This is a genomic window from Hymenobacter wooponensis (assembly GCF_004745865.1).
GTDB classification, from domain to species: domain Bacteria; phylum Bacteroidota; class Bacteroidia; order Cytophagales; family Hymenobacteraceae; genus Hymenobacter; species Hymenobacter wooponensis.
The window spans coordinates 133,078-145,659 of sequence record NZ_SRKZ01000006.1; the positions used below are offsets into that span (position 1 = coordinate 133,078).

Here is a 12,582-nt window from a genome sequence, read left to right on the forward strand (position 1 = left end):
AGTAGGGGACGAAATGCGCAAAGGCAGAATCGGGTAAGCAATTCTAAAATGGCAGGTGCCTGGTCTTACGTGAGGGAGAGAAGTGAAAGAGCGACCCTCTTTTACAAGCTCTACGGGCTAATTTCGGCCTATAGCTCCTGTTTAGAGAGGTAATTGAGTGAAGCAAGTATAGTAGGTATACATTCTTTCTCATTCTGAGACAGCAAAACTGCTCAAGCCCCCTCAGAATGAAATAACAGCCACCATAAATGAGGGGTCAAAATTATCACACAGTGCGGTATAAAATAGCATTGATGCTATAATTATTTCTACATCCTCTAAGACAATTATTATTCTAATAATGAATAAGACATTTCCCCTCAGACACTTGCTAAATTAAGACTAAGTGACTCACTGCACTATTCGGTGACAAACACCCGTTTTACTCGCTCACTCACGTTAGTGAGGAGTTCATACGGAATAGTACCAACGCGGCTGGCTAGTTCTGGTAGAGGCACTCCTTCACCAAATATTACGGCCGTATCACCGGCGTGCACCTCCGGAATATGGGTTACATCAACCATGCACATATCCATGCACACATTCCCGATAATGGGCGCCCGCTGGCCGCGGATGAGTACTTCACCCGCGCCGTTGCCGAAACGTCGGTCATAGCCATCGGCGTACCCAATAGCCAGGGTAGCAATGCGCCGGTCATGGTCCACGGCTTGTCCGCGGCGGCCGTATCCCACAGTGTGGTTAGCAGGAAGGGTCTTCACCTGCGAGATAGTGGTACGCAAAGTGCTAACGGGGCGTAGCGCATCCTGCTCCTGCCCCGTTGCTTCTACCCCGTAGAGGCCAATACCTAGGCGCACCATATCTAGCTGCGACTCGGGAAAGCGCACAATGCCCGCCGAGTTAAGCGCATGTTTAATGATAGAGTGGCCTAGGGCGGCTTCGAGCTGCGGCGTCATGCGGTGAAAAGCGGCTAGTTGCTGCCGGGAGAAGTCATTGTGCTGGGCTTCGTCGGCGCCGGCCAGATGGGTAAGGGCACTGGCTACGCGCAAGTGGCCTAGGTTGCGTTGCAGGACCTGGCAAAGAGCGGGCACGTCTTCCTCCGCAAAACCCAGGCGGCGCATACCGGTATCGAGCTTGAGGTGGATGGCGGGCAAGGGGCTCTCCTGAGCAGCAGCCAAATAGGCATCCAGCAGCTCAAATGAGTATATTTCAGGCTCCAGATGGTACTGCCGTAGTTTCTGAAAGGCATCCGGCGACGGGTTCATCACCATGATGGGCAGGCTGATGCCATGCTGGCGCAGATCCACTCCTTCGTCGGTGTAGGCCACCGCTAGGTAGTCGGCCCGATGGAACTGGAGCAGGTTAGCTACCTCATAGGAACCACTACCGTAAGCAAAGGCTTTCACCATGACCATCAGCCGGACGCCGGGCTGCAGGCGGCGACGGTAGAAGTTGAGATTATGCACCAAGGCATCAAGGTTTACCTCCAGCACTGTACCGTGAATCTTCTGCTGAAAAACTGCCACAATCCGCTCAAACCCATAGCGCCGCGCACCCTTCACCAAGATGGTCTCATGGCGAAACTGATCGGCCTGGAAGCTGGCTAGGAATGCTTCGGTATCAGCATAGAAAGCAGTTTCTAGGCCAGTAAATGCCCCTTGGTTCTGGCTGATTTCAGGGCCAACCCCAATGAGGCGTTCTACACCGTGGGCCGTAGCCTGGGCCGCAACCCGCTCGTATAGCTCATTAGCCGGCAGCCCCGACTCCAGCACATCAGAGAGAATGAGCGTCCGGCGGCCCCGGCGCGGCTGGCGGGCCAGTGCATCGAGGGCGAGGCTAAGGCCGGCCAGGTCATTGTTGTAGGTATCGTCGAGAACGTAGCAGTCGTTGAGGGCCTGCTTCATCTCTAGGCGCATGGCCACCGGCTGAAGGCGGTCGAGGCGACGCTGGATTTCAGCGGGACCCACTTGGCGCCACAGCAGCACCGTGAGGCCGTGGAGGGCATTTTCTACCGAAGGCTCATCGGCGAAGGGCAACGTAAATGTGTGCTCCTGGGGTAGTGGCCTAGCGCGCTCAACGCGCACCACGGTGCGCTCAGCTGAGGCCTCGTGGATGGTGATAAGCACATCGGCCTGCTGACTATCAAAGAGCGTCCGCTGCCGAGTCCAGGGGAAGCGTATGGTACGGCGGCTGTCGAGCTGGGCCTGCGCTACTTCATGAATCAGGGTGTGGTCGGCGCAGTAGAAAAGTGTGTCGACGTTCTTGAAGAGCTGCATCTTCTCCTGGGTTTTCTCACGTGCTGAGGTAAAACCAGCGTCGTGAGCTGTGCCGAGGTTCGTAAACAGGCCTAGGGTGGGTTGAATAACGCGGGCCAGACGCGCCATTTCGCCGGGCTCTGAAATGCCGGCTTCAAAAATGCCCAAAGTATGCGTTGGGTTTAGCTCCCACACGCTCAGAGGCACACCCACTTGCGAGTTGAAGCTGAGGGGGCTTTTACAAATCAGCTCATCGGGGCTGAGCAGCTGGGCCAGCCACTCCTTTACAATGGTTTTACCATTGGAGCCAGTGATGCCAAATACGGGCAACCGGTACTGCTGCCGGTGGCAGGCGGCCACTGCTTGCAGAGCAGCCAGCACATCGGGCACTAACAGAAAACCGGCTTCCGGAAAGGCCGCTAGGCCACCCTCCCAAGCTGCTTCGGTATCAATCACGAATAGCCTCACGCCCCTGCCGTATAGCTCCGCCAGGTAGCGGTGCCCATCATGCCGGGGACCACGCAAGGCGAAGAATAGTGCCCCCGACGGCTGCCCAACCCGACGGCTATCAATGAGCAGTTGGTGAATGGACGCCGCTGTAGCTGGCGTTTGGAGCAGGGTGCCGCCCGTGCAGGCCGGCAAATCGGTGAACTGAAGCATAGCCCCGCAAAGGTACAACGAGAGGCCTAGGTGTTGACAGCGCAGCAGCCGAGGCCAGTTACTCTAAGGCTACAAATAAGACGGGCTTTAGCAATCCTGGCGATTTGTAGCGGAAGTTCTAATGGGGGCCATATAGACAAAATTCTATTTTCAGAGGCCGTGCATTGTACCTTTGTGGCGCCAATATTTTTTCTGGCTCTGCTTTTGAAACTCTCGCGTCATCACCTGGCTGCTTTGGCGGCTTTTCTCATCTGGGGGTTCTTCCCTATTCCGCTGCGCTGGTTAGCGGGATATGCCAGCGGCCAGATCCTATTTTTTCGCATCCTGCTTTCCCTACTTATTCTGCTGCTGTTGCATGGGTTAGGCCGGCGCGCAGTCGTACAACAGGTGTGGGCTCAGTGGCAAGCCGCCCCCAAAGCAGAGCGCCGTAGCGTAGGCCTATCGACGGTGGTAGGCGGCTTGCTGCTGACCTCTAACTGGCTGCTGTTTATTTATGTCATCAATCAGGTGAGTGTGCAGGCGGGTTCGTTTGCCTACCTCATCTGCCCCATTCTAACGGCGCTACTGGGCTTTGTAGTGCTGGGTGAGAAGTTGCGCAACAACCAGTGGCTTGCCATTGGGCTGAGTGCATTGAGCTGTTTGCTGCTGGGGGCTGGGGAGCTGCGGAGCATGCTGATGAGCTTGGTGGTAGCCATTACCTATGCGGCCTACCTGATCAGCCAGCGCCGTTTACAAGGCTACGACCGGCTGGTACTGCTCACGGTGCAGCTGGTACTGGCTGCCCTACTTATTCTGCCGCTAGCCCCGCTACTGGGCGCCGACCCAGCCGCTGGCTTCCAAGATACCCGGTTACTGAGCGTGGTATTTATCCTAAGCTCCCTTTTCACGGTTATTCCGCTGTTTCTGAATTTGTATGCCCTCAATGCCTTGCCTTCGGGTACGGTGGGCATCATGATGTACATCAACCCCATCGTGAGCTTCGCGCTGGCATTCGTGTACTTTGGCGAAGCGGCTACTGGAGTGCAAGGGGTAGCCTACACCATAATTTTTTTCTCCGTATTGCTGTACAACAGCACCTTGCGCGTGGGGCGGCGCTAGTTGACCAACCACTTAAGTTGGTTGAAGTAAGACAGCGGTTGATTGACAACCACACGGAGCAGCCATGCGTGCACTCAGGGCAGCAACGCTCTACACTGGCCTAGAACTGCATCTGATAGGCAGCTAGAAACCCTGAAAACGGCTACCTTCGGGCTGCTTTGCCGGGCCAAGTGGCCTAGCAGATCGTTTTCCGACTTTCTTCAAGCCGAATGACCACACTTTCCCGTCCGGCCGATGCGCCCCTGTGGCGGCGGGTGCTGCCGCACCTGCTGGCCGTTTTATTCTTCTTGGTGCTGGCCGCCGTCTACTTCTCCCCCATTCTATTCGGGGGCAAGACCCTGGCCCAGCACGACATCGTACAGTTCAATGGGGGCGCACATGAGGCCGCCGAGTGGCGGGCCAAAACGGGCCAGGAAGCACTCTGGACGAACTCCATGTTCTCGGGGATGCCCACTTACCTTATCAGCACCCGCTTCCCCGGCGACCTGAGCATCTACTTGCACAACCTGTTCACGCTAGGCCTGCCGGCAGTAGTGGCCAACCTGTTTCTGGCGTTGGTGTGCGGCTACGCGCTGTTTGTGGCGCTGGGGCTGCGGCCGTTGCTGGCGGTGGTGGGCGCCATAGCCCTGGGCTTTACTAGCTATAACATTGTGATTCTGGCCGCGGGCCACAACACCAAGTCCTTGGCCCTGGCCTACGCGCCATTAGTGCTCGGTGGCTTGCTCGTAACATTTCGGCGCAACCAGTGGCTAGGAGCGGCTCTGTTCACATTGGGGCTGACTATGAACATGCGTTCCAACCACTTGCAGATAACTTACTACCTGCTGCTACTGGTATTGGTGTTTGGTATTGTGGAGCTGATTTTTGCCGTTCGCGAGAACCGCATTCCTGATTTCATCCGCCGTACGGCCCTGCTGGGTGCAGCGGCGCTAGTAGCCGTGGGCGTGAGCTTTGGTCGCCTCTACGTAACGGCCGAATATGGTAAGTACTCCATCCGGGGCAAATCGGAGCTGACCAAATCGGCCCCAACTGCGCCAGGCCAGGCAGCCGCAGCAACTGAGGAAGGTGGCTCCGGTCTGGAGCGCGATTATGCCTTCAACTGGAGCTACGGCGTGGGCGAAACCATCACCCTGCTCATCCCGAACTTCTACGGCGGCGCCTCCCAAGGCAAGCTCAGCGACAACTCCGAAACCGGCAAAGCCCTGGCAGCCGCAGGGGTACCTCCCGTGCAGCTCAGCGACTACCTGGCCCAAATGCCGCTTTATTGGGGCGACCAGCCCAGCACCAGCGGGCCCGTGTACGTGGGCGCCGTAGTGTGCTTTCTGTTCGTGCTAGGCCTACTAATTGCCGACCGCCGGACGCGCATTTGGCTGCTGGTGGGCACTATTCTGTCTATCATGCTAGCTTGGGGCAAGAACTTCGAAGTGTTTAACAACCTCATGTTCGACTACTTCCCCGGCTATAACAAGTTCCGGTCTGTGAGCATGGCCCTAGTAATTGCCCAGCTGGCTATGCCCCTTCTGGCGGTGCTTGGGCTGGCCCGGGTACTGCAAGGCCGCCCCACTACGGCGGCAGCACCTGGCAGCACGCATCCTAGCCTAGCTGCCCTCACCGGCCAACCCGTTGATGATGCTACGACCAGCCTGCTCAAGCGTAAGGTGCTTATGGCCCTGGGAATCACGGCTGGTATCTGCGCCCTGGCCTTCATGGCGGGTTTAGTTGCCGATTTTGCCGCTCCTGTTGATGCACAGCTGCAGCAGCAGGGCTTTCCGCTGGATGCGTTGCGGGCCGACCGCGCCTCCCTCATGCGCACCGACATCTTCCGCTCCCTTGTATTCATTGCCTTGGCTGGCGGAGTGCTGTGGTTTTTCCTGCAGCGCAAGCTCTCCATGAGCATGGCAGCGGCGCTGGTAGGCCTGCTCACGCTGATTGACCTGTGGGCCGTAGATAAACGCTACCTCAACGAAGCAAACTTCCAGAACGAAACCGTGGCGGAGCAGTTCGTGCCTTCCCCTACCGATCAGCAGATTTTGCAGGATAAGGACTTAAGCTACCGGGTGCTCAACCTAGCCAGTCCCTTTCAGGAGGCCAACACCTCGTACTTCCATAAGAGCATTGGGGGCTACCATGGCGCTAAGTTGCGTCGTTACCAAGAGCTGTTCGATTGGCAGATGCAGCCCCAGCTTCAGCAGATTTTTGCCCAGAGCAAGCCTGATGCGGCCCCGGTGCTCAACATGCTGAATATGCGCTACCTCATTATTCCCGCCAACGCGCAGGCCAAACAGCCAGAGCAAGCCGTGCGGAACCCCGGCGCGCTGGGCAACGCCTGGTTCGTGCAGGATGTGCAGAAAGTACAGAACCCCGATCAGGAAATTCAGGCGTTGGGTGCTCTGAACCCCGCCACTACGGCGGTAGTAGATGCATCGAAATTCCCGCTACCCAAAACCACTTTTTCGGCCGCCGGCTCTACCATTGCTCTCACCGCCTACGAGCCTGATAAGCTGACGTACCGCGCCACGGCAGCCCAAGACGGGTTTGTGGTATTCTCCGAGATCTATTACAAAGATGGCTGGAACGCTTACCTCGACGGCAAGCAGGTGCCTTACGTGCGAGCCAACTACGTGCTGCGCGCTATGCAGGTACCCGCAGGCCAGCACACTATTGAGTTCCGCTTTGAGCCGCGCGAGTATGCGCTAGGCAACACCATCTCAATGGTGGCATCTATTATCCTGTTTGTGGTGCTAGTAGCCGCACTCTACTACGCCATTAAGCGCCGCCCGGAGCCTCACTCAATCCAGGATACACTACTGACGGCTTAGCCGTGAAGTAGGCAAGGAGATGCCGGGCAAAACCCGCACGTCATCCTGACGCGGGAAGACTCTCATTACGTAGGAAATTGGGCGCTAGGCCTGTCGTTCCAACGTGGTAAGATCCTTCCTGCATCAGGATGACGTGTTTTTTACGTTTTCAACTCACACTTCACTCCGGCCAAGCCCATGCTTTTGCAGCCCCTCAACGAGCCAGTAGCTGACCGCGCCGGGGTACGGCTACTGCTCCTGCGCGACGACCTGACGCATCCGGAGCTGCCGGGCAACAAGTGGCGTAAGCTTAAATATAACCTCCAGGAAGCCCGCCGCCTAGGCCACCACACGCTGCTTACGTTTGGAGGTGCGTACTCCAATCACTTGGCCGCCGTGGCTGCCGCCGGCCGCCTCACCGGGCTGCGCACCATTGGCATAGTACGCGGCCAAGAGTTGAGCCAGCAACCTCTCAACCCCACGTTAGCTCAGGCCCGAGCCGATGGCATGGAGCTACAGTTTATTGACCGGGCAACCTACCGCCGCAAGCACGAGCCCGACGTACTAGGCCAGTTGCTAACTACCCTTGGCCCTGCCTACGTAATACCCGAAGGGGGCTCTAACCTATTGGCGTTACCGGGCTGCGCAGAACTGGTGCAGGAGCTAGAAGCAGCAATAGATTTCGATTATCTCTGCGTAGCCTGCGGCACCGGCGGTACGCTGGCCGGCCTGCTAACTGGCCTACGCGGTCAGCGCGAAGCACTTGGTTTCGCCGCCTTAAAAGGAGCTGACTTTCTGCGGCATGACATTAACCAGCTCACTCAACAAGCCACCGGTACTACTTACACGAACTGGTCATTACAGACTGATTACCATGGCGGTGGCTACGCCCGCCTCTCACCAGAGCTGCTGCAGTTTGTGCAAGCTTTTGAACAGCGCCACCAGGTAGTATTAGATCCTATTTACACCAGTAAAATGCTGGTGGGCATACTTGATATGCTGGAGAGCGGGTACTTCCGGCGCGGCAGCACGGTTGTGGCCGTGCATACGGGTGGCCTACAAGCATGGGCGGGGTTTCAGGAGCGGGTAGCCCTATAGCCACACGTGAATTATCCCCTTTGCGGGCGCGGTAACAGCGTAACTAAGCGTATGCCTGCCAGGGCGAATACGCAGGGTAAAACGGGCAGTAAGAAGCGCACATCCCAGTCTTCCACCGTCATCATCACCACGGCTCCTTGTATCATGACCACCGCTACTAAAAATACGCGCACTGGTAGCCACGCCCACGTAGCGCGGGAACCTTGCCAAGCCAGCCAGTAGCAAGGGTAAATAAATACTACAATCATCGCAATGTGCGACCAAGAGTAGTAGCTCTTGATGTAGCTGAAAAACAAGCCTCCCTTCAACAAAGCTAGCTTGGTGAAGTGCACTGGGTTGCACACGATAAAATACCCCAATCGCAGCACTGGCGCTAACCCAGCTGGCGGCAGTAGCAGAGGCTCGGTGGGCTCCACCACCCAGGGGGTATATCCATAAATGATTTCGCCGCGCAAGTAAGTTTCTACCAGCGTGAAAGTGAGCAGCAGCTTGTTCAGGATTACCCATATCACCGGTGTCAGCAGCAAGAGGCCTAGCAAAGCACGCCGATACGCCCGCTGCCCAGGCTGCTGGCGCAGCCCTACCAACGCGGCCACTGCCCCCGCCGCCGCTACCACAAACCCGTTTGGTCGCACAATTCCCGTTAGCAAGGCCAGCAAGCCAAATATCACCCAGCCGCGGGCACCCGTGCGGTACGCTCGGCAGAGCGCCCAGAGGGATAGAATAGTCAGGCTGGCAAACAACGACTCCGTGAGAATGTACACATTGAATTGTTGAGCATCGCGCCATCCTATTAGGGCAGCAGTAGCTAAGGCCGCCGGCCGCCAGTCGAGAGCATTGGGCGTTAGCCGCCGCAGCGTGTTATAAAATGCATAGGCCGCTAGGCCTGCTACGGCCATCTGGCCCAGCGCAATGCCCCACCAGCCCGCTCCTACTTTCAGCCAGAAACTAATGAACAACGGATAGCCTACGTATCGCAGGTTGTGGTCGTGCTCAAAGTGCCACTCCTGGGCAATGCGGGTGCCGTAGGCCAGGTATCGGCCGCTGTCGTTGACGTAGCGGGGGCCATGGTGTTGCCAAAGCAATGAGAGCTGTACCAGCACCCACAAGCTCATCAGCAGCCACCTATGCCATTGGCGCAGCCAGCCTGGCCCAGGTTGAAGTTCTTGACCTGCATCGGGCGCAATAGCAGACATTGTAAGCAGTGGAGTAACAGCCATAAGCAGAGCCAAAGGTACTGGCAAAAAACGCACCTCAATCTGTTGTGCTCCGTAAGCCTTATACTCGTGCTTACCCTGTTCTATGCTCCTTACTCGTTTGCTCCGCCGTTTGCTGCCCCTGGCTTTCTTGCTAGGCCTGGGGTGGTTTCTCTGGACGAAAGTTCGTCCTACTTTGCTTGAAAATCCGTTAAACCCAGAGCCTCGTATCACCGTGACGCATAACACGGTGCTAGAAAAAGTAGAAGACCTGGGCCGCCTAGAGCTAGTGCAGTACCAGTTTAAAGATGTGGTAGAATACAAAAAGAGTACTTACCGCTTTCTGCCCGATGCTAAAGTGGCCCTCATTGTATCGGGCCACGCCGTAGGCTGCCTTGATTTGCGCAAGGTGCGTGCCCAAGACGTGGTGCTGGAAGGTGACTCAGTAGTCCGCGTAGCGTTACCGGCCCCGGAGCTTTGCACCTGGCAAGTAGACCACAACAAAAGCCGCGTATACAGTGTAGAAAACGGCTTTTTTCAAGATGCTGAGCTAGTAGACGCGGGCTATAAATATGCTGAAGCTAACGTGCGCAACGCGGCGCTACAATCCGGTATTTTGGGGCAAACCCAACAAAACGCCGAGAAAATATTGCGCCCCATGCTGGAAACCCTCACTGGCCGACGGGTGGTGCTCACTCAGCAGATGCAGAACCCACAACTCCCGGCACGCCGCTAACAACCTGCACGAGTGCGCTTGGCCTATTCACTGTCGTCTTCAGGCGCTTTGCCTAAATCATCAAGCGCCAGTTTAATCAGGTCTTGCTCGTAGCCTTTGTTCATCAGGAATATCTGAATTTTTTGGCGGCGAGCCCTTGGGTTCTTCTCCTTTTCTAGCCGGTCTTTTTTCTCCAGAACATCCACTAGGTTCTGATAATACTCGTCGCCGTCTATTTCTTTCAGCCCAGACTTAATGCAGTAGTCAGATATACCTTTCTGTTTCAGCTCCTGCACTATGCGCCGGCGCCCCCACTTCTTGTGTCGGTAGTGCCCGCGCACGAAGCTCTTAGCATAACGCTCTTCATCCAGCATTTTTTCGCGGCTCAGGCGAATAATGATTTCCCCAGCTTCGTCCTCATCCAGACCATACTCCCGCAGTTTGGACTCTACTTCCTTCTGGTTGCGCTCCTGATAGGCGCAGAAAGCAGCAATTTTCTGAAGTGCTTCGGCGGGTGTATAAAAATTCTTTTTGGCGGGTTGCATCATAAAGTAAAGGGTGAGCGCAGGCCTACAGCTGGTCCATATAATTAGGACGTCAACTGTGCCCAAATCGTTCGTTGGTTCAGTGCTGAGGAGGCAGCATCACAGTAATTGTATAACAGCTCTGAGCCTAGAAACCTTCACCAGATATGGAATCTCAAAAGGCAAGGTAACAAGTTCAGCTTCTAGGCCTCAATTCCTGGGCACCAGAAATGTTTAAATAAAATTTTATCCTTTTATCTAATAATCAACAACTTACAAAATACCGGATAATACGTAAAGTTCTGGTACTAATACGGAAATATCTGTAAGATATGGTCGGAGCTTTACCGTAGGGACGTAAGAAGCAAAGGAATTTTCACCCTTTATTCAATATTTCCTTATGTCAAAGCTTCACGATTCGGGCGCGACGGATCAGGTGCCCAGTGCCCTGGTGCAGCCCATCCAACGTCGGTCTTTCTTACGGTACACTGGAGCCGGTATGGCTCTCTCCGGCCTGTTTTTGGCCGGCTGCGACGATGATGACGAGAGCAATTCCAACAACCTACTAGATGTAGGGAGTAGCGACAATGGTGTACTGAACTATGCCTATGCGCTAGAACAGTTGGAGGCCGCCTTTTATGCCCAGGTAAAGACTGGTCAGTACTATAGCACCGCCAACGCTGCGGAAAAGCAAGTATTTGATGACTTAGCGCTACACGAAAAGGCACACACTGACTTCTTGAAAGCGGTGCTTTCAACTAATGCTATCAAAGCATTAGAGCCCGACTTTTCGAGCATTAACTTCAACGACCGTTCAAGCGTGCTAAACGCTGCTAAAACGTTTGAAGATCTTGGTGTAGCTGCCTACAACGGTGCTGGCCGCTATATCCAAACGGCTGCTTACTTAGTTATTGCCGGCAAAATTGTATCGGTAGAAGCTCGCCACGCAGCCCTAATCCGAGACATGATCGGGTACAACACGTTTGTGGATTCAGATGTAGTTGACCTGTTTACTCCTACTGGCTCTGTCTCTACCCCTGGTGTAGGCAATGGCACCGGCAGAGAGCGTTCTATGACGCCTAGTGATGTGTTGACTAAGGCTAACGCGTTTCTCAAAGAGGGCTCACGTCTCAGTGCTAACAGCCTGAGATAAGCTCAGCTTAGTCTTTCTATTAACTTCTTCGCCTTTCGTCATGGACCTCTTCAAAATAATTTCAGATATAGAAAAAGTAGACCCGGAAATCTACGAGCGCCTTGATTCGCGCCGCCGGGTATTTAAGCACTTTGGCCTAGCGGGCAAAGCTGTTACGGGTGCTATGCTGCCAGGCCTAGTGAGTGGCTTGTTCCAGCGCGCCTATGGCCAGACTAGCGCATTATCACCAGATATTGTAGCCGTCTTGAACTTGGCTTTAAGCTTGGAATATCTTGAGTTCTATTTCTATGATAGTGGCTTGAATGCAACTGGCTTAATTCCTAATGCTGACCGCCCTGCTTTTGAAAAGATCCGCAATGATGAGTCTGGTCATATCAAAGTATTGCGTGGAGCACTTGGCAACGCAGCTATCCCCGATCCTACCCGTGCTGCTTTTGACTATAGCGGTGGCCGAGGAAGAACGGTTGGCCCCTTCGCCCCAGCTTTGGTAAATGATTATGCTTTGTTTTTAGGGTCATCTCAGGCATTTGTCGACACTGGCGTACGAGCCTACAAAGGTGGAGCACCTACTCTAATGCCTAATAAAGACTTATTACAAGCTGCTCTCGACATTCACTCAGTAGAAGCACGTCACTCATCTCACGTACGGACCGTACGTCGTGGCTTAGCAGCATCTCAGAGTGGCCAAGCGGCTACCACAGTTGCCGGTGACCTCAACAACCTAAGTGGCAAGACTGGCCGCCCGAAGAGCTGGATTTCCGGTACTGATAACGGTGGTCCATCGCCCAGCACCACTCCTTCTACTACGCCTGTATACGGCCCCGGTAACCCTGCTACGGGAGCCCCTACAGCCATTTTCTTCCCAGCTGAAAGCAACACAATGCAAGCAGGAATAGAAATATCCACCCTTGCCGGACTGAATGCAACTGCTGCCTCTGAAGCTTTTGATGAGCCTTTAGATCCAACTACTGTAAAGTCTATCGCTCGAAACTTTGTCAACGAATTAGTGGCCCCCACGCTGTTCGCATAGGTATCGAAACAAACTTAGCTATAGAAAAAGGGCAGCCCAAGGGCTGTCCTTTTTTGTT

At 55.0% G+C, this 12,582-nt stretch carries 9 protein-coding genes; 6 read left to right on the forward strand and 3 right to left on the reverse strand.

What is annotated here, in order from left to right; genetic code table 11:
• Positions 1-398: 398 nt before the first annotated feature.
• The gene (locus EU557_RS19700; protein WP_135532197.1) at positions 399-2,912 is read right to left on the reverse strand and encodes a bifunctional UDP-N-acetylmuramoyl-tripeptide:D-alanyl-D-alanine ligase/alanine racemase; all 2,514 of its coding nucleotides are present in this window, start codon (positions 2,910-2,912) and stop codon (positions 399-401) included.
• A gap of 204 nt (positions 2,913-3,116) precedes the next feature.
• Between EU557_RS19700 and EU557_RS19705 the strand changes: the two genes are divergently transcribed.
• The 3 genes from EU557_RS19705 to EU557_RS19715 all read left to right on the forward strand — a co-directional run bounded on the left by EU557_RS19705 (position 3,117) and on the right by EU557_RS19715 (position 7,906).
• Entirely contained in the window at positions 3,117-4,010 is an 894-nt protein-coding gene (locus tag EU557_RS19705; RefSeq protein WP_167855285.1) for an EamA family transporter, read from the forward strand.
• A gap of 209 nt (positions 4,011-4,219) precedes the next feature.
• Positions 4,220-6,829 carry a YfhO family protein gene (locus tag EU557_RS19710; RefSeq protein ID WP_135532199.1) on the forward strand — a complete coding sequence of 870 codons (2,610 nt, stop codon included), beginning with the start codon at positions 4,220-4,222 and terminating at the stop codon, positions 6,827-6,829.
• Between the two features lie 177 nt (positions 6,830-7,006).
• Positions 7,007-7,906, forward strand: coding sequence for a 1-aminocyclopropane-1-carboxylate deaminase/D-cysteine desulfhydrase (locus tag EU557_RS19715; RefSeq protein WP_135532200.1), 900 nt, complete (start codon positions 7,007-7,009; stop codon positions 7,904-7,906).
• 11 nt (positions 7,907-7,917) lie between these two features.
• Here the strand turns inward: EU557_RS19715 and EU557_RS19720 are convergent, their stop codons facing one another.
• Entirely contained in the window at positions 7,918-9,102 is a 1,185-nt protein-coding gene (locus EU557_RS19720; RefSeq protein WP_135532201.1) for a hypothetical protein, read from the reverse strand.
• A gap of 106 nt (positions 9,103-9,208) precedes the next feature.
• On the opposite strand from EU557_RS19720, the gene EU557_RS19725 reads away from it, so the two are divergent.
• Positions 9,209-9,838: a DUF4230 domain-containing protein gene (locus tag EU557_RS19725; RefSeq protein ID WP_135532202.1), complete on the forward strand. Its 630-nt coding sequence runs from the start codon at positions 9,209-9,211 to the stop codon at positions 9,836-9,838.
• Between the two features lie 23 nt (positions 9,839-9,861).
• Here EU557_RS19725 and EU557_RS19730 read toward each other — a convergent pair whose 3' ends face one another.
• Complete coding sequence (locus tag EU557_RS19730) at positions 9,862-10,365, reverse strand: regulatory protein RecX (RefSeq protein WP_135532203.1); 504 nt, start codon at positions 10,363-10,365, stop codon at positions 9,862-9,864.
• Positions 10,366-10,741: 376 nt separating this feature from the next.
• Between EU557_RS19730 and EU557_RS19735 the strand changes: the two genes are divergently transcribed.
• Positions 10,742-11,494: a ferritin-like domain-containing protein gene (locus EU557_RS19735; protein WP_135532204.1), complete on the forward strand. Its 753-nt coding sequence runs from the start codon at positions 10,742-10,744 to the stop codon at positions 11,492-11,494.
• Between the two features lie 187 nt (positions 11,495-11,681).
• Complete coding sequence (locus tag EU557_RS19740) at positions 11,682-12,524, forward strand: ferritin-like domain-containing protein (RefSeq protein WP_210116093.1); 843 nt, start codon at positions 11,682-11,684, stop codon at positions 12,522-12,524.
• Positions 12,525-12,582: the final 58 nt, after the last annotated feature.